Origin of the sequence: Halorubrum tebenquichense DSM 14210 (assembly GCF_000337415.1) — an archaeon.
Lineage (GTDB): Archaea > Halobacteriota > Halobacteria > Halobacteriales > Haloferacaceae > Halorubrum > Halorubrum tebenquichense.
Genome location: NZ_AOJD01000040.1, coordinates 1 through 21,540, shown reverse-complemented (window position 1 = coordinate 21,540; position 21,540 = coordinate 1). Strand labels below are relative to the sequence as shown.

At 68.4% G+C, this 21,540-nt stretch carries 23 protein-coding genes; 17 read left to right on the top strand and 6 right to left on the bottom strand.

Annotation, left to right across the window (positions count from 1 at the left end; all coding sequences use genetic code 11):
• The coding region (locus C472_RS07325; RefSeq protein WP_006629179.1) for a S26 family signal peptidase at positions 1-849 on the top strand (849 nt) is incomplete at its 5' end.
• Positions 850-922: 73 nt separating this feature from the next.
• On the opposite strand, the gene C472_RS07320 is transcribed toward C472_RS07325, so the two are convergent.
• A complete protein-coding gene (locus C472_RS07320; RefSeq protein WP_006629178.1) occupies positions 923-2,836 on the bottom strand; it encodes an AAA family ATPase in 1,914 nt (637 codons plus the stop codon).
• Between the two features lie 1,026 nt (positions 2,837-3,862).
• On the opposite strand from C472_RS07320, the gene C472_RS07315 reads away from it, so the two are divergent.
• The 3 genes from C472_RS07315 to C472_RS07305 are packed head-to-tail and all read left to right on the top strand — an operon-like array spanning position 3,863 to position 6,757.
• Positions 3,863-5,197, top strand: coding sequence for a CaiB/BaiF CoA transferase family protein (locus C472_RS07315; RefSeq protein ID WP_006629177.1), 1,335 nt, complete (start codon positions 3,863-3,865; stop codon positions 5,195-5,197).
• On the top strand, positions 5,187-6,365 hold the full coding sequence (locus C472_RS07310; protein ID WP_006629176.1) for a thiolase C-terminal domain-containing protein: 1,179 nt from the start codon (positions 5,187-5,189) through the stop codon (positions 6,363-6,365). The genes C472_RS07315 and C472_RS07310 overlap by 11 nt, the downstream gene beginning before the upstream one ends.
• Positions 6,362-6,757 carry a hypothetical protein gene (locus C472_RS07305; RefSeq protein ID WP_006629175.1) on the top strand — a complete coding sequence of 132 codons (396 nt, stop codon included), beginning with the start codon at positions 6,362-6,364 and terminating at the stop codon, positions 6,755-6,757. Before C472_RS07310 ends, C472_RS07305 begins: the two co-directional genes overlap by 4 nt.
• A 95-nt stretch (positions 6,758-6,852) precedes the next feature.
• On the opposite strand, the gene C472_RS07300 is transcribed toward C472_RS07305, so the two are convergent.
• Complete coding sequence (locus C472_RS07300; protein WP_006629174.1) at positions 6,853-7,545, bottom strand: TetR/AcrR family transcriptional regulator; 693 nt, start codon at positions 7,543-7,545, stop codon at positions 6,853-6,855.
• Positions 7,546-7,653: 108 nt separating this feature from the next.
• Here C472_RS07300 and C472_RS07295 point away from each other — a divergent pair, with 108 nt between their 5' ends.
• Positions 7,654-9,009, top strand: coding sequence for an amidohydrolase family protein (locus C472_RS07295; RefSeq protein WP_006629173.1), 1,356 nt, complete (start codon positions 7,654-7,656; stop codon positions 9,007-9,009).
• Positions 9,010-9,078: 69 nt separating this feature from the next.
• Complete coding sequence (locus tag C472_RS07290; protein WP_006629172.1) at positions 9,079-9,963, top strand: fumarylacetoacetate hydrolase family protein; 885 nt, start codon at positions 9,079-9,081, stop codon at positions 9,961-9,963.
• Positions 9,964-10,382: 419 nt separating this feature from the next.
• Here the strand turns inward: C472_RS07290 and C472_RS07285 are convergent, their stop codons facing one another.
• Complete coding sequence (locus C472_RS07285) at positions 10,383-11,390, bottom strand: TatD family hydrolase (protein ID WP_006629171.1); 1,008 nt, start codon at positions 11,388-11,390, stop codon at positions 10,383-10,385.
• A 79-nt stretch (positions 11,391-11,469) separates the two neighbouring features.
• Here C472_RS07285 and C472_RS07280 point away from each other — a divergent pair, with 79 nt between their 5' ends.
• The 6 genes from C472_RS07280 to C472_RS07255 all read left to right on the top strand — a co-directional run bounded on the left by C472_RS07280 (position 11,470) and on the right by C472_RS07255 (position 16,492).
• Positions 11,470-12,531, top strand: a complete 1,062-nt coding sequence (locus C472_RS07280; protein ID WP_006629170.1) for a WD40/YVTN/BNR-like repeat-containing protein — start codon at positions 11,470-11,472, stop codon at positions 12,529-12,531.
• Entirely contained in the window at positions 12,532-13,014 is a 483-nt protein-coding gene (locus tag C472_RS07275; protein ID WP_006629169.1) for a DoxX family membrane protein, read from the top strand.
• A 320-nt stretch (positions 13,015-13,334) separates the two neighbouring features.
• Positions 13,335-13,976 carry an Era-like GTP-binding protein gene (locus tag C472_RS07270; protein ID WP_006629168.1) on the top strand — a complete coding sequence of 214 codons (642 nt, stop codon included), beginning with the start codon at positions 13,335-13,337 and terminating at the stop codon, positions 13,974-13,976.
• Complete coding sequence (locus C472_RS07265; protein ID WP_006629167.1) at positions 13,976-14,392, top strand: DUF2073 domain-containing protein; 417 nt, start codon at positions 13,976-13,978, stop codon at positions 14,390-14,392. Before C472_RS07270 ends, C472_RS07265 begins: the two co-directional genes overlap by 1 nt.
• On the top strand, positions 14,393-15,064 hold the full coding sequence (locus C472_RS07260; RefSeq protein WP_006629166.1) for an OapC/ArvC family zinc-ribbon domain-containing protein: 672 nt from the start codon (positions 14,393-14,395) through the stop codon (positions 15,062-15,064).
• 246 nt (positions 15,065-15,310) lie between these two features.
• A complete protein-coding gene (locus C472_RS07255; protein ID WP_006629165.1) occupies positions 15,311-16,492 on the top strand; it encodes an aspartate kinase in 1,182 nt (393 codons plus the stop codon).
• 14 nt (positions 16,493-16,506) lie between these two features.
• On the opposite strand, the gene C472_RS07250 is transcribed toward C472_RS07255, so the two are convergent.
• Positions 16,507-16,974 (bottom strand): hypothetical protein, encoded by a 468-nt coding sequence (locus tag C472_RS07250; RefSeq protein WP_006629164.1) that lies wholly within the window; start codon positions 16,972-16,974, stop codon positions 16,507-16,509.
• A 92-nt stretch (positions 16,975-17,066) separates the two neighbouring features.
• Between C472_RS07250 and C472_RS18175 the strand changes: the two genes are divergently transcribed.
• Entirely contained in the window at positions 17,067-17,156 is a 90-nt protein-coding gene (locus C472_RS18175; RefSeq protein ID WP_425601824.1) for a hypothetical protein, read from the top strand.
• Entirely contained in the window at positions 17,156-18,037 is an 882-nt protein-coding gene (locus C472_RS07245) for a DUF7089 family protein (RefSeq protein ID WP_006629163.1), read from the top strand. Before C472_RS18175 ends, C472_RS07245 begins: the two co-directional genes overlap by 1 nt.
• Before the next feature lie 31 nt (positions 18,038-18,068).
• On the opposite strand, the gene C472_RS07240 is transcribed toward C472_RS07245, so the two are convergent.
• Entirely contained in the window at positions 18,069-18,647 is a 579-nt protein-coding gene (locus C472_RS07240) for a DUF7090 family protein (protein WP_006629162.1), read from the bottom strand.
• 268 nt (positions 18,648-18,915) lie between these two features.
• Between C472_RS07240 and C472_RS07235 the strand changes: the two genes are divergently transcribed.
• Entirely contained in the window at positions 18,916-19,488 is a 573-nt protein-coding gene (locus C472_RS07235) for a magnesium transporter (protein WP_006629161.1), read from the top strand.
• The gene (locus tag C472_RS07230; RefSeq protein ID WP_006629160.1) at positions 19,485-20,060 is read left to right on the top strand and encodes a magnesium transporter; all 576 of its coding nucleotides are present in this window, start codon (positions 19,485-19,487) and stop codon (positions 20,058-20,060) included. The genes C472_RS07235 and C472_RS07230 overlap by 4 nt, the downstream gene beginning before the upstream one ends.
• 35 nt (positions 20,061-20,095) lie before the next feature.
• On the opposite strand, the gene C472_RS07225 is transcribed toward C472_RS07230, so the two are convergent.
• Positions 20,096-20,539 carry a DUF2391 family protein gene (locus C472_RS07225; RefSeq protein ID WP_006629159.1) on the bottom strand — a complete coding sequence of 148 codons (444 nt, stop codon included), beginning with the start codon at positions 20,537-20,539 and terminating at the stop codon, positions 20,096-20,098.
• Between the two features lie 68 nt (positions 20,540-20,607).
• On the opposite strand from C472_RS07225, the gene C472_RS07220 reads away from it, so the two are divergent.
• Positions 20,608-21,285, top strand: a complete 678-nt coding sequence (locus tag C472_RS07220; protein WP_006629158.1) for a class I SAM-dependent methyltransferase — start codon at positions 20,608-20,610, stop codon at positions 21,283-21,285.
• The last annotated feature ends 255 nt before the right edge of the window (positions 21,286-21,540 follow it).

Below are 21,540 nucleotides of genomic sequence, written 5' to 3'. Positions count from 1 at the left end.
GGAGCGGTCGACGTCGAGGGAGCGGTCGACGCCGGCGTGTCCGCCGGGCAGGCCGGAGACCCCTCAGAGACCGAATATTCTCCCGAATCTGGATCCCCCTCCGAGCGGTCCGAGCGGGCGGGGGCGGACGAGGAGGCGTCGCTTTTGTACCGGTTCCGTCACGACCGCGACGGCGCGCTGATGTGGATCCGGGAGATGCTGTCCAGCGTGGCGGTGGTCCTGTTGGTCGGCCTGCTGTTGTTCGGCGTCAGCGGCATCTGGCCGCCGATGGTCGCCGTCGAGTCGGGCAGCATGGAGCCGAACATGGAGGTCGGCGACCTCGTGTTCGTCACCGAGCCCGGTCGGCTCGCGCCGGACGCGGCGGACAACGGCGTCGGCGTCGTCACCCACGAGACCGGGGAGTCGGTCGACTACCGGACGTTCGGGGCCTACGGGTCGGTGGTGATATACACCCCGCCGGGGCGGACCGGGTCGCCGATCATCCACCGGGCCATGTTCCACGTCACCGAGGGCGAGAACTGGTACGACCGCGCCGACGCGGAGTACCACAACGCCGTCGACTGCGAGTCGCTCGCGAACTGCCCGGCACCGCACGACGGGTACGTCACGCTCGGGGACAACAACGGGGCTTACGACCAGGCCAGCGGGCTCTCGCCGCCCGTCAGGGCCGACTGGGTGGACGGGGTGGCTCGCCTCCGCGTCCCGTATCTCGGATACATTCGCCTGATTGCGACGGGACAGGTGGAGCTGAACGAAGCGATAGCGCAGACGGTGGGGGCCGGACTTCCGGCGTCGGAGGCGTCGCGAGCGGTACAGACGGGGGTCGGGGCGTCGAATCTCGCGGCTTGACCTACCTGACCTTCGCTTCGATGGCTTCGTTTCGACTCGACGGACGCGACCCGGTTCGCGGGACCCGACGGCGTCAGTTGTCGAATCGCGCCTGAACGAACGGCTGCGCGTTCTCGATGTCGCCGAGCCGGGAGTCGGAGAGGAGCACCGCCTCGGTCTCCTCGACGGGGACCGAGAGGCCCATCTCCTTCGTCCGGCCGTATCGGCCTTTCGAGACGACGACGGCGTTGACGATCCCGAGCATGTCGAGTTCGCTGATGAGGTCGGTGACGCGCCGCTGGGTCAGGACGTCGGCGTCGATCTCCTCGCAGAGCCGCTTGTAGATGTTGAACACCTCGCCGGTGTTGATGTTGTGGACGCCGTTCTTCTCGAGGAGGATGACGGCGAACAAGACGATCTTGCTCTGGGTCGGGAGGGTGCGGACGACCTCGACGACCCGATCGAGTTCGATCTTGTCCTGCGCCTGCCGGACGTGTTTCTCCGCGACGATCTCCGCCTGCGACCGCTCCGCGAGTTCGCCCGCCGTGCGGAGGAGATCGAGTGCACGGCGGGCGTCCCCGTGCTCCTGTGCGGCGAACGCCGCGCAGAGCGGGATCACGTCGTCGGTGAGCGCGTCGGGTTTGAACGCGGTGTCGGCCCGGTGCTGGAGGATATCTCTGAGCTGGTTGGCGTCGTACGGCGGGAAGACGATCTCCTCCTCGCCGAGGCTCGACTTGACGCGGGGATCGAGGAAGTCGGTGAACTTCAGGTCGTTCGAGATCCCCATGATGGAGATGCGCGAGCGGTCGAGCTCGGAGTTCATCCGCGAGAGGTTATAGAGGGTGTCGTCGCCGCTCTTCTCGACGAGCTTGTCGATCTCGTCGAGCATGATCACGACCACGCGCTCGTGGTAGTCCACCGCCTCGAAGAACGTCGAGTAGACGCGGTCGGTGGGCCACCCGGTCATCGGGACCTCCTCCATCTCCTCGGCGTCGGCTTCGAGTTCCTCGATGCGGGCGTCGAGCGCCTCGACCGAGTCGAGTCCGGTGCCCGCGAGGACGGCGGTCGCGTCGCCGGCCGGCCGGCCGTCGCCGTCCGTCGCGTCGTCTCGGAGGTCTTCGAGGCGGTCGAGTTCGTCGGCGATGACAGCTTGGTTCTCCTCGATGAACGTGTTCGCGAGCTGAGCGAGCACCCGGTACTGGGTGTCCGTCACCTCGCAGTTGATGTACTCGACCTCGCAGGGGACGTCGTACTTCTGGGAGGTGGACTCGAGCTCCTGCGAGACGAACTTCGCCGAGGCCGTCTTCCCGGTTCCCGTCTTCCCGTAGATGAGGATGTTCGACGGGGTCTCGCCGCGGAGCGCGGAGACCAGAATCGTCGCCATCCGATTGATCTGGTCGTTCCGGTGCGGGAGCTCGTGCGGGGTGTACGAGGGGCGGAGGACCTCCTTGTTCTCGAAGATCGGTTCGCCGGAGAGGAGGTCGTCGAAGAGTCCCTGATTTTCGTCGTCGTCGAGGACGACGCCGTCGAGGTCGACGTCGGGGGACGAGCGGTCGCGCCCGCCGTTGTCGATCCCCGCCGTCTCCGATCCGGCTGCGGTTTCGGATCCGGTCGCCGTCTCCGATCCGGCTGCGGTTTCGGATCCGGTCGCCGTTTCGGGTCCGGTCGTCGATTCCGGTGCGCCGTCGGTCGGGAGCCTCGATCGAGTGGTCGTCTCGGTGTCGGGGTCCGTTACCTCCGAGTCCGACCCCACGTCGACGTCGAGGTCGGAACTGTCGTCGAGGGCGGGGTTCTCGTCGGAGTCGAAATCGAGGTCCCCGCCGGAGTTGTTGTCGGACCCAGACGGACCGTCGAGGTCGGAGGTATCTCCTCCGGAGCCGCCGGAGTCGAGAGCGTTCGGACCGGACTCGCTGCTATGGCCCGGCCCTGTCTGGTCGTCCGGGTCGGTCCCATCGGCCGGATCAATGTCGTCGTCGTCAGCCCGCGGTGTGTGATCGCCTTCGTCCATGTGAACCCCTCCGTTTCAGGTGGAGACGGTCAGGGAAGTCGCGTTTCACGCCGTCTCCAGCCGAATATGCGGATATGTGGTCGAACTACCGACCGACCACGTCCAGTTGATACACTCGAAGCAGACGAAGAGATGGTACAAAAGTGTTGCTCTCCGGAGTTGAAACGGCCCTTTCGCGAGCGATCTCGCGTCGCGTCGGGAGGGTTTCGTGTCGAACGGCGGACGCTTGGGGCCGCAGACGGAAGAGTCGAATTCGACTGTGAAACGGAAGGACGGTGCGAGAGGAACCGAGGACGGCTTCCCGCGGAACGATAACGCGTCGCGGCCGGAAGCGGTCGGTTACTCGGTTCAGGTCGGGTTCCGGTCGGGTTCAGGTCGGGTTCCGGTCGGGTTCCAGTTGAGTCCGTGGGCCTCGGACCGGAGGGCTTGCGCCGTGGCTTAACGCTGAGGCGTCGGCGGCCACTCGGATCTCGCCGACGATTCGTGTCTCGGAAGCGGAGTCCTTGGTCTCACGTCGTTCTTCTCTTTTTATTGATACTACCGGTCGGTACCCCCACACCCCTTCGTTTCGGGTGGAACGGCACAAAGGTGGGGGGAGGGGTTAGACGGGCTTAATATACCGGTGGATTTAACACAAAAACCTACGAACAGTACCCTCGACAATCCCGCTTAGATTATATTAGTAGTGATATAGTTATTTTATTCGATTTTACTTCAATACTTACTGCTAGTACAACGACCGCCGTCCGGAGACGACCGACCACCCACACCCTACCCCGGTCTCCACCCGAAACAAAGGGGTGGGGGAGGGGATCCACCTACACTTCAACCGTGATGTCCGTCCACGGGAACCGTCGGTGTAGCCACGGACCGGCGGTACAGTCACCGACCGACGGTGTAACCACGGACCGACGACCCGACGGCGGCTCGGCGTATATCATGGTCGACGCCGATAGTTTTACCACATGGTAAACAAACAGTACGGACACCAATGAGACGAACGCGCACGTCAGCCGAGGTGATTCGGTGACCGATCCAGACGGCTCCGGACCGACGGACACCGACGGCTCCGGTACCAGCGATTCCACGGCCGGGCCCGCCGGCGGGCCCGCGAGCGGCGGAAAGATTCTCGAAGGCGTCACCGTCCTCGACCTCTCGACGTTCGTCACCGGTGGCTTCTGCTCGGCGATGCTGGCGAACCAGGGAGCGGAGGTCGTCAAGATCGAACAGCCCGGCTACGGCGACGCGGTCCGCCACTCGGGTCCCCCGTTTATCAAGGGCGAGTCGCCGTACTACTGGTCGCTGAGCTACGGGAAGAAGAGCCTCGAACTCGACCTGAAGAACGACGACGCCAAGGAGGCGCTGTACGAGCTGGTCGAAGAGGCCGACATCTTCATCCAGAACTTCCGTCCGGGGACCGCCGAGCGCCTCGACGTCGACTACGACACGCTCACCGACCACAACGAGGACCTGATCTACCTCGCCATCTCCGCGTTCGGGCAGACCGGGCCGTGGCGCGAGCGGTCCGGGTACGACCTCCTCATTCAGGGGATGAGCGGGATCATGAGCGTCACCGGCGAGGCGGACCGCCAACCGGTCAAGGTCGGGCTTCCGATGACGGACCTCATCACGGCGATGTGGGCCGCCTTCGGCGCGACCACGGCGCTCTACCGCAGAGAGCAGACCGGCGAGGGCGAGTACATCGACCTCGGCATGCTCGAAGCCACCCTGCCGTGGCTCACCAAGCAGGCGGGGATGGTGTTCGCCGGCGAGGAGACGAAGCGGATGGGAACCAAGGATCCCGTCCTCGCGCCCTACCAGACGTTCGAGACGAAGGACGGGTTCATCAACATCTGTATCCTCAACGAGAAGCTCTGGGGGGAGCTCTGCGAGGCGCTCGACCGGCCGGACCTCCCCGAGGACGACCGCTTCGAGATGAACGCGGACCGCGTCGAACACCTCGACGAACTGGAGGCCGAGATCGAGGCCACGCTCGCCGATAAGACGACCGACGAGTGGATCGAGATAATCGCCGAGGACGCGGGCGTCCCGGCGGGTCCCGTCTACAGCGTCGAGGAGGCGCTCGACAACCCGCAGATCAACGCCCGCGGGACCGTCACCGAGATCGACCACCCCGAACTCGGCGAGGTCCCCGTCATCGAACACCCGCTCAAGTTCCGCAACGCCGAGAGCGGGTTCGAACTCCCGCCGCCGCTGCTGGGCGAACACAACCGCGAGGTGTTCCGCGACCGCGGCTACTCCGAGGCGGAGATCGACCGCCTCGCGGAACTCGGCGTGTTCGGCGACGCTGCGGACGACGGCGACGATGCTACTGACGATCCGGACGGGAATGCCGACTGACGTCCGCGTCAGCGGCGTGGGCATGACTCCGTTCGAGAGCGACTCCCGGGGCTCGCTCGTGGACCTCGCGGCCACGGCCGCGGAGCGCGCGATCGCTGATGCTGGGATCGACCCCTCCGACGTCGACGCGCTCCACTTCGGCAACGCCCTCGCGGAGGCGCTCGACGAGAGCGCGGGGCTCGCGAACGCGCTCGCGGCGGCGCTCGGCCTTGACGGCGCGTCCGCCGACCGGATCGAGAACACGAGCGCAACCGGCGCGAGCGCGTTCCACCGCGGCGTTGAGACCCTCGAAAGCGGGGTCGAGAGCGGGGATGTCGAGGGCGGCGAGGACGACACCGTCCTCGTCGTCGGTGCCGAGCGGATGTCCGCGGGCGACACGCGCGACGTCACCGAGGCGATCAGCCGGCTCGTCCACCGACGGGAGTACGCGCAGGGGATCACGCTCCCCTCGTTCGGCGGCCTCGCGGCCGGCGCGTACCTCGACCGCCACGACGCGCCCCGCGAGGCGCTGGCCGCGGTCGCGGCGAAGAACCACGCCAACGCGGTCGACAACCCGGTCGCGCAGCTCCGGAAGCCGATCGACGTCGCGGACGCGCTCGACTCGCCGGTGGTCGCCGCGCCGCTCCGGCTGTACGACTGCTGTCCGATGTCGGACGGTGCGGCCGCGGTCGTCCTGACGCGCTCCGACAGCGCCTCGCGGTCGGACCCCCGCGTCGCGGGCATCGCGAGCGCGACGGGGACCCACGCCGTCGCGGAGCGCCCCGATCCCCTCGCCATCGACTCCGTCAGCGCCGCCGGCGAGCGCGTCTTCGACCGCGCGGGAATCGATCCCGACGACGTCGACGTCGCCTGTATCCACGACGCGTTCACGGTCCTCGAACTGATCGAGCTCGAAGAGCTGGGCTTCTACGAGACCGGGACCGCGTGGGAGGCGACCCTCGACGGCGAGACCGCGCTCGACGGCGACCTCCCCGTCAACCCCGGCGGCGGGCTCAAGGCCCGCGGGCACCCGCTCGGCGCGACCGGGCTCTCGCAGATCGTCGAACTCGTGTGGCAACTGCGCGGCGACCTCTCCGAGGCCCGGCGCGTCGCGGGCGCGGAAACGGGGTTCGCGATCAACGTCGCCGGCTTCGGAAACAACAGCGTCTGTACGGTGTTGCGCGCGTGACAGACTCGAATATCGACCCATCGGCGGCACCGACCCGTCCGCGAGAGCGCGACCTCCCGGCCGACCGCGCGTTCGTCTGCGACGACTGCGGGGCTCGCTGGTACTACGACCGGCGGCGCTGCCCGGACTGCGGCCGCTCGTCGACGGACGCCGCGACGGTTCGACTCGAAACCGGGACCGTCGTCGCGACGACGACCGTCGAGACCACGCCGCCCGACGTCCGCGCCCCGAACCACCTCGCACTGGTCCGGTTCGACGGGGTTCAGGTGACCGCGCAGGCGGCCGACGGCGACCTCTCTCCCGGAGACACCGTCCGCTTCGACGGCTCCCACCGGCTCCGCGAGAGCCGCGAGCGAACCGATCCGCGGCTCCTCGCGGTCGACGACGACTGAATCGAACCGATCGCAGAAGGGATCCGTTTCGCTTACTCCGCCCGCTCGTCTGTCCGACTCGTTCCGCCCGTTCCGTCCAGTTCGACTCGCCCCACCTATTCCGCCCGTTCCGTCCGTTCGAGCGACTCCAGAATGAACTCGTCTATCGCCTTCCGCGCCTCCTCGGGCGCGTCCTCGTGGCCGAGCGAGATCCGCCGGCCGCGGGCGGCGTGGATGACGTCGGTCACCAGCTGGCCCATCCCGTCCGCGTCGACGTCGCGGAAGACCCCCTCTTCAATGCCTTCCTCGACGACCTCGACGATGCTGCCGCGGATGCGCTCGTAGTGCTCGTTGAATATCTCGCGGTGCTCGCCGTCGTTTTGCGCCTGCGTGTACAGCTCGTGGTACACCTTCATCCGGTCCCAGTGGCTGAACTCCTCGAACTCGGGTCCGAACAGGCACTGGTCGACGCGGGCGCGGAGCTCGGTCCGGGGGTCCGCGTCGCCGTCGACGACCACGCTGCCCTCGTACTGGTCGATGATGTGTTCGAGGAACGAGGACATGAGGTCGTACTTCCCGTCGAAGTGGTAGTGGATCACCTGCCGGGTGAGGTCCATCTCCTCGCCGATGTCGCGCATCCGGAGGTCCTTGTACCCGTGCTTGCTCAGCGCGCGGAAGGTCGCCTCCATGATCACCTCCTTCGTGTCCTTGGAGGACACCGTCTCGCCGCCGGACCCCTCGTCGGCGTCGGCGTTTCCGGTCGGAGACTCGGCGGACTCGCCCGCCGATCCGCCCTGTGATTCGCTCATACCGACACTCCACGTGTGAGGTACATAATACGCTCGCCCCTCGGTCCCGATCTCCCACTTTACCGCCCGGTAAACTTTTAACCTCTTGGTCAAACCCTATTATCGAACATGACACAAACGATCGTGCGAAACGGGACCGTGGTCTCGCTCGACCCGGACGTGGGGACGCTCGACGAGGCCGACGTCCTGATCGAGGACGGCGAGATCGTTGAGGTCGGGACCGGACTGTCGGCGTCGAACGCCGAGGATATCGACGCCAGCGGTCACATCGTCGTGCCCGGATTCGTCGACTCGCACATCCACCTCGCCCAGACGCAGGTACGGGGGATCGCCGGCGACTGGTCGCTGATGAACGAGTACTTCGACCACATGCTCGGCAACATCACCGGGCTGTACCGGCCCGAAGACATGTACCTCGGCGGCCTCTTCGGTGCCTTCGAGAAGCTCCACACCGGCACGACGACGGCGCTCGACTGGTCGTACCCGAACACGCTCGAACACGGCGAGCGCGCCGTCGACGCGCTGAAGGACAGCGGGATCCGCGCGGTGTACACCTACGGCCCGCCCGGCGACGACTCCGCGAAGTGGTGGTACGAGAGCGACGTGGGCCTTCCCGAAGAGAACATCCGCCAGCTCCACGACGAGCAGATCCGCGACGACGACCTGCTCAGCCTGGCGCTCGGCCTCCGCGGCCCCGACTTCTGTACCGACGGGACCGCGCTCGCCGACCTCGAACTCGCCCGCGACTTGGGCGCGCTCTCGACGATCCACATGGGTGCCGCGCTGTGGCCGTCCTCGGAGTACGGCGGCGACTACCAGGGCTTCGGCTGCCTCGAAGACGAACTGGGTCCCGACGTGAACGTCGCCCACGGCAACCACTTCTCGCAGGAGGACGTCGACCACGCCGTCGAGCAGGGGGTCTCCTTCTCGTCGACACCGGAAGTCGAGATGCAGATGGGCCACGGCATCCCCGTCACCGGCAAGGTGCTTGAGGCGGGCGGCCGGCCCGCGTGGGGCGTCGACGTCTGCTCGAACGTCAGCGGCGACATGGGGAGCCAGATGCGGATCGGCATGCAGCTCCAGCGGATGTTCGACAACCAAGCCGTTCTGGAGGGCGACGAGGAGGTCACCGAGGTCTCGATCTCCGCGCGCGACACCCTTGAGATGGCCACCATCGAGGGCGCGAAGGCGCTCCAGTTAGACGACGAGATCGGGACGATCACGCCCGGCAAGCGCGCCGACCTCGTCCTCTTCGACGCGACCGACTTCATGACCGCCCCGTCGCACTCGCCGGTCGAGACCGTCGTGTTCCAGTCCGACCCCTCGCACATCGACACCGTCCTCGTCGACGGCGAGGTCGTCAAACGCGACGGCGAACTGACGAACCCGAAGGTCCGCGAGGAGTTCGACCGGTTCGTCGCCTCCGGCGAGCGGCTGGTCGAAGACGCCGGCATCGACGTGTAACGCCCGCGGAAGCCGTTCTGTTACACCTCCACCACTGCTACACCAACACCACTACTACACTCACTTCACATGCGAATCGGACAATACCGAACCACGGACGACGAATCGCCTTGGACCGGCGTCGCGACCGACGCCGGCGTGATCGACCTCTCGACCGCCGGCGCGGCCGCCGGCGTCGACATCGGTCCGAAGACCTCCGACCTGCTGGCCGACTGGGAGTGGCGGCGCAAGGCCGACCTCGCGGTCGAGTACGCCGAGGAGACCGGCGTCGGCCTCCGCGACCCCGCCGAGCTCGACCGCGCCGCCCCCGTCGACGACCCGCGGAAGGTCGTCTGCGTCGGGCTGAACTACCGCGACCACGCCGAGGAGGGCGACAACCCGATCCCCGACGACCCGGTCCTCTTCTCGAAGTTCCCGACCTCCGTCGTCGGTCCGGAGGACGCGGTGCGCTGGGACCCCGAGTACACCGAGAAGGTCGACTACGAGGCCGAACTCGTCGCCGTCATCGGCGAGGAGACCCGCCGCGTCGACCCCGACGAGGCCATGGAGCACGTCGCCGGCTTCACCGTCGGCAACGACGTCTCCGCGCGCGACCTCCAGCACGGCGACGGCCAGTGGGTCCGCGGGAAGAGCCTCGACACGTTCGCGCCGACCGGGCCCGACCTCGTCACGACCGACGAGGTGGGCGACCCCCACGACCTCGACATCTTCGCCGAGGTCAACGGCGAGCGGCTCCAGGAGTCCTCGACCGAGAACCTGATCTTCGGCGTGGACGACCTGATATCCTTCTGTAGTCAGGCGTTCACGCTGAAGCCCGGCGACCTGGTGTTCACCGGGACGCCGCCCGGCGTCGGCGTCTACCGCGAGCCCCCGGTGCTGCTCGGCGACGGGGACGAGGTCACCGTCGGCGTCGAGGGCGTCGGCGAACTGACGACCGAGTTCGAGACGGAATAGACGATAGGGAGTCGTTCCCCGCTGTTTCCTTCGTCACGACCGAGGCTACGAAGCCCCAGTCGCTCGTTACGACGAAACCGGCGGTGCGAACGAGGCCACCGAAGCCCCAGCCGCGAGGCGGGCGGACGCTCGCTGCGCTTCTCGTCACTCGCTACGCTCGTTCCTGCGGTGCTTGCGTCGTCATCAGAACGCGGAGCGTTCTGATTGGCTCACGAGAGCGAAGCTCTCGTGAACGCCTCTGCCCGCCTCGCGGCTGCCCCTTCGAGTCCCACCCGACCGCGACCGCACTGTACCTCACGCCTCCCCAGCCTCGTCAGTCGCCGTCGCTCCGCTCCGGCGACTGACTCCCTCGCGCGTGCTCCTCGCGGCCGCCTCCGGCGGCACGCTCGGAGGCACGCGCCACCGCAGTGTTTGATCGCTTACTCCGCGAGTCCGAACACGTCGCGCGGGTTCTCGTACACGACGGTCCGGATGTCGTCCACGTCGATCCCGTACCGGTACAACTCGAAGACGGCTCGTTTGACCGCGTACGGGTCCGTGCGGAGCACGTTCGCCGTGTCCGTGTCGATCATGACCCGCTCCGCGCCGTACTCGTCGACGGCGTTCGCCACGTCGGCGGCGTCGACGCCCACGAGCCACGAGTGCCCGATGGTGTAGCTCAGGTGGCAGTCCGTCTCCTCCATCAGGTACTCCGTGTTGTTCGCGTCCGCGTGCGAGGCCACCACGCGCTCCTCGTCGAGTCCGGCGTCGTTCGCGGCCTCGACGTCGCGCTTCACGGCTTCGAGCGCCGGGTTCTCGCCGTCGAGGACCGGTTCGGTCCCCAGCCCGCCGTTCTTCTCGTAGCCGGGGGTGACGCCGAGGTCGTCGCGGTACTCGCGTTTCGCGTCCGGCGTGGTGTTCGGCGTGTGGAGGAGGACCGGCAGGTCGTGGTCGGCGGCGAGCTCCATCTGCGCCTGGACGACCGCCTGCTGCTCGTCGACGTCCCAGCGCTCGACGTGCTGGCTCGGCGTCACGCCCGTCTCCCCGACGGCGACGACCTCGTCGAGCGCGCAGTAGTCGTCCATCGCCGCCAGCAGCTCGTCGGGGTCCTCGATCCGGACGCCGGTGTGAACGCCGAGGCTCAGCTTCGCCTCGAAGAAGTGGTTGCGCTCGATGGCGCGCCGGCGGTTGACCGCGTCGTCCCACAGGAAGCGGATGTCGCTCGCCTCGACCGGCTTGTACGGCGTCCAGTGATACCCCGACGACACCATCACCATCGACCGGCAGCCCGCGAGCGCGTAGCGCTCGCGGTCCTCCCACGAGAGCGTGTGCGCGTGGTTGTGCGGGTCGATCCACGGGATATTCAACAGCTCCGTCGGGAGTTCGGGGTCCGATCCGTCGAGGTGCGCGGCGTCGGTCGGGCGGACCGTGGCCTGAGGCGCGGTCATGAACGCCCCGTCGTCGCCCGGCCACTTAGCGTTTTACAGGTTGGTAAAACTTTATTATGCGCCCGACTGACACACGGATATGACACTGTTGATCGGGACAGACTCCGGCCTGTACCGGGCCGACGACGTCCCCTTCGAGCGCGACGACCTCGACCCCGTCCTCGACTGCGGGGTCGTCACCGCCGTGAAGTCGTGGGACCACACCGAGGGCGTGTTCGTCGCCTCCTCCGAGGGCGCGTACCGCTCGGTCGACGGCGGCGAGACGTGGACCGACCTCGACGTGCCCCTCGGCGACCGCTTCTGGCACGCCGGGCAGAGCGAGGTGTGGTCGATCCTCGCGACCGCGGACGGCGCGCTGTACGCCGGCACGAACGATCCCTACATCTTCCGCTCGGTCGACGGCGGGGAGACGTGGACCGAACAGAAGGGGTTCCGCGAGCTGCCCTCGCGGGGCCACTGGGAGTCGCCGATCGACCCGCACTACGCCCGACTGCGCGCGCTCGAAACGGTCCCCGGCCGTCCCGACACCCTGATCGCGGGCGTCGAGGCCGGCGGGATTCACGTCAGCCGCGACGGCGGGCGGACGTGGACGGACCACCGCGACGCCATCGTCGACGACGTACATCAGATCCTCCCGGTCTCGGAGGACGTGTGGCTGGCGGCGACGGGGTACCTCGACCACGACTTAGAGAACCTCGGCCTCGGCCACGCGGTCGGCGAGGGCGGCCTCTGGCGGACCACCGACGCCGGCGAGTCGTGGGACCGACTCGACGTCGGCAGCGACTTCTCGTACATCCGACGCGTGTTCGTCCACGACGGCCGGGTGATCTTCTGCGGCGGCGAGGAGGCTCCCCCGGCGTGGGTGAACGACGACCACGAGGTCGCGCTGTTCGAGTCGACGAACTTCGGCCGCGACTTCGAGCGCGTCTCGTTCCCCGGCGAACCCCACGAGATAATCGAGACGTGGGCGGTCCACGACGGCGACGTGGTCTGCGGCTCCGGCCTGTTCGACGTGCCGGACGAGCGCGACGACGTGGAGGGCCGGATCATGCGCCGCCTCGACGGCGCGGCCGACGAGGGCCCGACCTACGAGACGGTCGGCCGCGTCGACGCGAACGTCAGCCGGATCGAGGTGGTCTGAATGGGGGACGAGTCCGCTCCCTCCGACGGATCCGCCTCGGAGTCGGCGGCCGACGACGCCGGCCGCGACGCCCCTTCCCTGCTCGGTCGGTCGCTGTACGGCGGCGTGCTGGCGTACATGGCGTACGACGGGTTCAAGAGCAACGACAAGCGCGTCGCGGTCGCCGAGGAGAAGGGGGTCCCGATGCCCGACCTCCTCGTTCCGTTCGTCACCGGGATGCTGCTGGTCGCCAACCTCGGCATCGTCCTCTGGCGGCTCCCGCGGGCGGCCGCGGGCGCGCTCGTGGTCTTCTTCCTCGGGACGACCCCCGCGATCCACGACTTCTGGACGATGGAGGGGAAAGAGCGGCAGGGCAACAAGATCAACTTCCTGAAGAACCTCGCGCTGCTCGGCGGCGCGATCGTCTTCCTCGACGCCGCGAGCGAGCGCGACGGGGAGACGGGAAGCGACGAGGCGGACGGCGACGAGACGGGCGACGAATAGGACACGGACGGGCGGCGAACGAGGAACGGACGGCAACGGGGAGCGACGCCGCAGCGCCGAAACGCGACACCGCTCCCTCATCGCGGCGCGACGTTCTCCCATATCGTTTCCGGTTCCTGATAGTACGCCGTCCGAATCCCCGAATTTCGGGTTCGTCCGGCGTCGACGCCCCGGATCGGCGGTGTCTGACGCAGTTCTTAAGTGACCGCGGCGTGGACTCTACCGTAATTCCCCGAACGGGCGTCGAGCGCTCGGAGTGAGCGCCGTCGAGACCGACGAACGCGGTGTTCGGGAAAACCACACACGGACTGGAGGTCAAGATGGGACTGCTCACGAATCTCAGAGACAGCATATCACGGGTCACGGACGGCCTGTTCGCGGCCGACGAGCCCAAGCGGATCGGGATCTACGGACCGCCGAACGCCGGTAAAACGACCCTCGCAAACCGGATCGCACGCGACTGGACGGGTGACGCCGTCGGCCCAGAGAGCCACATCCCCCACGAGACTCGCCGGGCCCGCCGGAAGGAGGGCGTGGAGATCGAGCGCAACGGGCGGACGGTCACCATCGACATCGTCGACACCCCCGGGGTGACGACGAAGGTCGACTACAAGGAGTTCCTCGACCACGACATGGAGAAGGACGACGCCGTCCGCCGGTCGCGCGAGGCGACCGAGGGCGTCGCGGAGGCGATGCACTGGCTCCGCGAGGACGTCGACGGCGTCATCTACGTGCTCGACTCGACGACGGACCCGTTCACGCAGGTGAACACGATGCTGATCGGGATCATCGAGTCGCAGGACCTCCCCGCGCTCATCCTCGCCAACAAGACGGACCTGCCGGGAGCGGACGTCCAGCAGATCGCGAACGCCTTCCCGCAACACGAGACGATCCCGCTGTCCGCGCTGGAGGGCGACAACATGGACGAAGTGTACACCAAGATAGCGGAGTACTTCGGCTGATGCCCGGGCCCAAAGCCAACGTCGACGCCGCGGACGACGATCCGGACGACTCCGGCGACGGCGTCCGGATCGACATGATAAGCGGCGCGCGGATGGAGGGGCTCACGAGCATGGAGAAGATCCGGCTCATCCTCGACGGCGTCCGCGACGGCAACATCGTCATCCTCGAAGAGGGGCTCTCGCCCGACGAGGAGTCGAAGCTGATCGAGGTGACGATGACCGAGATCAGCCCCGACGACTTCACCGGGATCGAGATCGAGACCTACCCGAAGGCCGAGGCCGGCGACCAGAGCTTCCTCGACAAGCTGATGGGTCGCGAGTCGACCCAGAAGCTCACCGTGATCGGCCCGGCGAACCGGATCGAGACGCTGCACAAAGACGAGAACCTCATCAGCACGCTCGTCTCCCGCAAGTAGATGCCCCACCAGTGTACCACCTGCGGGCGGACGTTCCCCGACGGCTCGAAGGAGATGCTCTCGGGGTGTCCCGACTGCGGCGGGAACAAGTTCCAGTTCAAACCCGCCGGCGCGACCGAAGAGCCCGCGGGCGACGACGCCGGCTCTCCCGGTGCGTCCGCCGACCCGTCCCCCTCGACTCCCGAGGGGCCGACGGGGTCGACGGCGGACCAAGGCACCTCGGACGGAGCCGCGGCCGACCCGACCCCGGACGAGCGCGCCGCCGACCCCTCGCCCGGCGAAGCCGCGGACGCGACGCGGCCCGACGCCGCCGCGAGCGCCGACCGATCCTCGGAGACCGACGGCACCGAACAGATCGCGGACCGGAGCGACGAGGACACCGCGCAGGCGAGCGCGCGCTCCGAGGTCGTCTCGCCGGACGAACTCGACCGCGCGAGCCGCGAGGTCGAGAACACTGAGGATCCGTCACCCGCAGAGGGGGAACAGCCCGGGATCGACGCCCTCCGCGACGAGCTCAACGACCAGTTCGAGAGCATCCGCATCGTCAGCCCCGGGCAGTACGAGCTGAACCTGATGGAGCTGTACGACAGACAGGAGTACATCATCTCCCTCCAGGAGGACGGCCGGTACGTCATCGAGATGCCCGACGCGTGGGGCATTCAGGACGAGTGACCGTTTCGGCCGTCCCCCGTCTCAGTCCGTGACTACACCCGATTCGGTCGGTCTGCCGCTTCGGGCGACCCTTGTCGAAGAGGATACTGTTATCCGGCTTCCTCCGCTACGGAGTCGCATGTTTACCGATCGCTTCCGCCGACCCGGCCGGGATTCCGGCCCCGCGTCGGATCGCTCCGCCTCGCTCGCACGCCCGCGACCGCCGACCGGAGTCGGACCGCTCCGGGCCCCCGACGAGGTATCCGCATGCGCGTGATCGCGAAGTTCGGCGGCACGAGCCTCGGCAGCGGCGACCGGATCGAGCGCGCGGCCGACTCGGTCGCGAGCGCGGTCGCGGCCGGTCACGAGATCGCGGTCGTCGCCAGCGCGATGGGGTCGACCACCGACGAACTCCTCGACGACATCACCTTCGAGACGGACGACGCCGACCGGGCGGAGATCGTCTCGATGGGCGAGCGAACCAGCGTCAGGATGCTGAAGGCCGCCCTCTCGGTCCGGGACGTCGAGGCCGTCTTCCTCGAACCGGGCCACCCGGACTGGCCCGTCGTCACGGACGAGCGCGGCGAGGTCGACGTCGCGGAGACGAAACGGCGGGCCCGGGAGATCGCCGAGCGGCTCGACGGCGTCGTCCCGATCATCACCGGGTTCCTCGCCGAGGACGGCGACGGCAACGTCACCACCCTCGGCCGCGGCGGGTCGGACACGACCGCGGTCATGCTCGGCAACTACATGGACGCCGACGAGGTCGTGATCGTCACCGACGTGGAGGGCGTGATGACCGGGGACCCGCGGGTGGTCGAGGGCGCGCGCAACGTCGGCCAGATCACGGTCGACGAACTGCGGAACCTCTCGTTCCGCGGTGCGGAGGTGGTCGCGCCGTCCGCGCTCTCGTACAAGGACGAGGGGTTGGACGTGCGGGTCGTCCACTACCAGCACGGCGACCTGCTCCGGGGCGGCACCCGGATCGAGGGCGAGTTCGAGAGCCTGATCGACATGCGCGAGGAGCCGCTCGCGTGTCTCACCATCGCGGGCCGCGCGATCCGGAACCGGCCGGGGATCCTCTCGGAACTGTCGAACGCCTTACGCGCCGAGGAGATAAACATCGACGCGGTCGCCTCCGGCATGGACTCGGTCACCTTCTACGTCGACGTCGACGTCGCCGAGACAGCCGAGGCCCTGCTCCACGAGTCGGTCGTCACCGACGAGGCGCTCTCGTCGGTCACCGTCGCCGACCCCATCGCCGTGATCCGCGTCACGGGCGGCGAACTCCCGAACCAGTCGGGCGTCATCCAGGACATCATCTCCCCCATCGCGGACGCCGGCATCAACATCATCGACCTGATCACGAGCGCGACCTCCGTCGCGGTGTTCGTCGACTGGGACGACCGCGAGGAGGCCCTCGAAATCGTTCAGGATCGGTTCGACTGACTCGCCCGCGCTGCTCACTCCTCCTCGTTCTCGCCCGGATCGAACCGGTAGCGCGTCGTCGATGCGCCGTCGATCCGGGGCCCGGAACCGACCGCCTCGAACCCGATCGCCTCGACGGTCGCCGTCGCGGTCCCGTCGACCGGGACGACGGCCTCGACGGTCATGCCCTCCCGGATCGCGAACCCCACGGGCTCTTCGAACAGCCGGCGGATCCCCTCCGGACCGCCCTCGAAGTTCGTCACGTGGACCGTCCCGTCGCGCACGTCGAACGCGACGAACCCCTCGACCGAATCCACCGGGGTCTCGTCGCCGTCCGCGTCGGCGGGCGCGTCCCCCCCGTCGTCGCGCTCGGCCGGCTCCTCCTCCGTCGTCGCGACGCGGACCGACCGGTCGTGGATCATGTCGCGGACGACGCCGCTCGGCCGCCCCGTCATCGACGCCACGGCCGCGGCGTCGGCCTCGACCGCGTCACGGACTCGCATACCATCGCTCTCTCGCCCGGCGACATAAAATCGCTGCCGCGCGGTCGACGCCGACCGGTTGATTTTAACGACCGGCGGACCCACGGACGCGCATGTCCAAATCAACGAAGATCGTGGTCGGAACGGTCGGCGTGTCGGCCGTCCTCTCGGTGCTCATCATCCTCTCGTACGTCTTCGGCTGATGTTCTCCACCCGGCCCCTCGACGACGACCTCGCCGCGGTCCGCGACCGGCACGCGCCGGGGTCGCCCGTCCTCGACGTCGATTCGGATTTCGAGACGCTCCCGCCGGCCGCGGCGGAGGACCTCGGCATCTTCGTCGACGCGCTCGACCCCGCGTCGTACCCCGCCGAGTGGCTCCCCGAGGCGGTCCCGGACCTGCTCCGGAAACACGCGGGGCCGGCGTTCACCGTCGGCCTTCCGGTCGACGGCACGGTCGTCCGGACGACCCAGACCGACCCGCCCGCCGTGCTCGTCAAGCGGCGCGCGGAGGGGACGCCCGACGATTTCCTCGCGTTCCTGATCGCCGAGCGGCTGGTCCGGATCGGCTGCGAGCCCGCCCCGGGAGCCGTCGGCGGCGACGCCGGGTCGACCGCCGGCGACGCGCCGCGCCTCCCCGAGACGTTCCTCCCGTTCTTCGGCGAGCGCTACCGCGACCTCGACGCGGCGATCCGTCGCCCCGACCCGGAGACGGGGGCGTCGACGACCGGGTTCGGCCCGGCCGACGTCTTCCAGGTCGCGAACGCGCTGTTCGACGCGTGGGTCGGCCTCCACACCCGCGAGGAGTTCGCGTCGTGGGAGGGGGAGTTCCCCCGGCTGTTCGACGCGTGGGTCGACGCGGGCGAGCGGCTCTCGGGCCGGCTCGGCGACCTCTCGGGCGAGGTTGCTCGCGGCGACACCGACTTCCCGAGCGCGACAGAGTACGCCTGCTCGGCGGTCAGACACGACCTCGACCTCCCGGCCCCGTACGGCGCGCTCGACACCGCCGCCTACCGGGACCGCGGGGCGGCCTACGCCGTCGCGTGGGCGGAGAAGACGTTCGCGGCGCTGGTCGACGAGGAGTGACGCGTGGGGGTCTCGGCGGAACCGCCGCCGATCAGATGTCGACGGTGACGTTTCCCTCGCCGTCGAGGTCGATGACGCCGTCGAACAGCTCGCGGAACCGGTCGAGCGTCGCGACCTCGTGGACCTCCTCGGAGAGGTGGAAGATGCCGACCGCGTCGTGTGTATCGAGGAGGTCGAGGATCTCGGCGGCCGCCTCGTACACCGCGTCGTCGTCGGCGTAGTAGGCCATCTCTGTGAGCGAGTCGACAGAGACGCGTCGCTTCCCCTCGTTCTCCGTGAGGAAGCGCTCCACGCGGTCGACGACGCCGTCGAGGTCGTCGGGCGCGGAGACGTAGTACACGTCGTCGGCGGTGCGGCGCGAGTAGCCGCGCTCGACCGAGAGCGTGTCGAGGATGGTCGCCTTCGTCTCGTCGACGTCGTAGTACTCCAGTTTCTGCTCGACCTCGCGCGCGGTGGTTCGGGTCGAGACGACGAGGAACGCGTCGGTGTCCGTCTTCAGGAAGTCCGTGTCGATCCGGTCCGTCTCGCCGATGCTCGGGTGGACGAGCAGGAGTCCGGTCCCGCCCGGTATCGTTTCCGGCCCGTTCTCGACGGCGAGGGAGTAGTCCATGGGATCGGCACTCGCCGGATCGACTTAACGGTGCGGGCCGGCGAGGTCCGAGACCGTCGGACTCGGTCGGGTCGCCGGCCCGCGGTCGGCGACCTCCGAGTCCGGTCACCCGTCCGCGTTCGGTCGTTCGTCCGCACTCGACCGCCCTCACCGCCCCCTCCGTTTCATCTGGAGATCGTGACAGGCGGGCGTCCGCCGACCGACGGGCCGGTCCGACCGGCGGACGCGGTGGTCGGTTTTTTTGCCCCGCCCGCCCTCGGTGCGGTCGATGCCCGGTCACGACTCCGCGCGCGAGATCTACCGGCAGGCGCTCCCGGTCATCGGGGTCAGCCTGATCGCCGGCCTGTTCGCGGGGACGATCCTCGGCTCCGAGACCATGCGCGCGAACATCGCCGAGGTCCCCGGGCTCCTCCTGCTGCTGCCGGCGTTCCTCGCCACGCGCGGCGGGGTGTACGGCTCGCTCGGGGCCCGGCTCTCGACGGGGCTTCACCAGGGGATCATCGAGCCGCGGTTCCGGCTGGACCGTCGGCTCACGAACGCGATCGTCGCCTCCTTCCTCAACGGGATGACCGTCTCGGTGTTCATCGCGGTCGTCACCTACCTCACGCTCGTCCTGTTCGGCGACGGCGGGAGCCTCTTCCAGCTGGTCGGCGTGATGGTCGTCGCGGGCTTCCTCTCCGCCGTCCTCATGATCACGGTGTTGATCGCCGTCATCTTCGTCGGGTACCGCCGGGGACTCGACCCCGACAACGTGATCGGCCCGGTCGTCACGACCCTCGGCGACGTGTTCGGCGTGTTCTTCCTCCTCGTCGGGGTGGCCGCGGTGAGGGCCGTCTCGTGACCGACCCGAGCCCCACGGCGATCGACGAGTGGTCGATCCGCCGGATCGTCCGGACGATGATCCCGCTTCTGGCCGCGCTGTCGGTGTTACAGCTCGTCTCCGGGACGGTCTTGGAGACCTACGAGGCGGTCCTGTTGCGGTACCCGGCGCTTCTGGTACTGGTGCCGGTCCAGATCGGGACGGCCGGCAACCTCGCGTCGATCACCTGCTCGCGGCTCACCACGCAGCTGTATCTCGGGACCTACGAGTTCAGTCCCTCGAACCCCGCGCTCCGGGCGAACGCGGCCGCGGTGTTCGGGCTCGCGGCGACCGTCTTCGGCGCGGTCGGCGTCGCCGCGTGGGCCATCGGCGTCGCGCTCGGCGGGTCGCTCGCGCTCGGGCTGGTGTTGCTGATCTCGCTCGTCTCCGGCATGCTGCTCGCGCTGCTCGTCGTCGTCGCCAGCGTCGTCGCGGTCGAGGTGTCGTACCGCGTCGGACTCAACCCCGACGACACGACGATCCCGGTGGTGACGAACCTCTGTGACATCGCCGGCGTGCTGATCCTCTTCGCGGTCGTCTCGGTCGTGTTGTGACGGCGTCGGGGGAATCGGGTCCCGATCGGATCCCCTCAGAACACGCTGTCGGCGGTCGCCGCGCCGACGACGCTGAACACCGCGCCCACGGAGACCGCCTTGAGCGTGGTCGCCCACAGCTCTCTCCCGGCGACGCCCTGCTCGATGAGGAACGTATCCGGGGCGTCGAAGAGGACGGCGAGCAGGAGCACGGAGCCGAACGAGACGATCATCAGCGAGACGAACCGCGTGGGGATCCCGGCGATCTCGCTTTCCGCGTCCGGGTCGCGGTCGGTGTCCGCCCGGTACAGCGCGGCGTACCCGATCGCGGCGACGATCAGGGCGGTCACCACGCCCTGGCTCCAGTGCATCCCCGCGGCCAACACCCACACCTCCTCGGTGACGACGAACGGGCCCGCGAGCAGGAACCCGCCGACCGCCTGCTGGGCGGAGTCCGCCAGCCGGAACTTCGGTCGGCGGAGCGACTTCGGCCGCTTCATGTCCGCGACCGATGACGGGGGCCGGTAAAACACCGCCGTTTTTTCACCGCTCTCCCCCTCGCCCCGGTATGAGCGTTCGCGAGGAGTTCGACGAGTGGGCGGCGACCGGAAAGGACCGCGGGATGGAGGACCGACACTGGCACACCGCGAAACACGTCTTGGCGCGGATGCCGGTCGAGGCGGGCGACGACGTGTTGGACCTCGGCACCGGCTCCGGCTACGCGCTCCGCGCCCTCCGCGAGCGCGGCATCGGCCGCGGGTACGGGCTCGACGGCGCGCCGGAGATGGCCCGCAACGCCCGCGAGTACACCGACGACGGCGCGGTCGGGTTCGCGGTCGGCGACTTCGACGAGCTGCCCTTCGCCGACGACTCGCTCGACCACGTCTTCTCGATGGAGGCGTTCTACTACGCGGCCGACCCGGTCAACACGCTCAGAGAGGTCCGCAGGGTGTTGCGGCCGGGCGGGACCTTCTACTGCGCGGTGAACTACTTCGAGGAGAGCGAGACGACCCACGCGTGGCAGGAGAACATCTCCGTGGAGATGACGCTGTGGAGCCGTGAGGAGTACCGCGAGGCCTTCCGCGAGGCCGGCCTGTACGTCGCCGAGCAGGACGCGATCCCGGACCGTGAAGTCGAGATCCCGGACGCGGAGGAATTTCCGGTGGACGGGTACGAGACGCGCGAGGCGATGGTGGACCGGTACCGGACGTGGGGAACGCTGTTGACGGTCGGGGTCGCACCCTGATCCGGTCGGTTGTTTATAAGTGATCGTTGCCGTCGGCGTCTCGGCGACGAACGGATTCGAAGATTTTGCTGGCTGTTTATAAATAGCCGATCGCGGATCGACATGACAACCGCCGAAGCCCCAGCCGCGAGGCGGGCGGACGCTCGCTGCGCTCCTCACTCGGTCGCTCACTGCGTTCGCTCCCTCGTTGCGGTGCTTACGTCGCCTCCGCCCGCCTCGCGGCTGCCCCTTCGAGTCCCACCCGACCGCGACCGC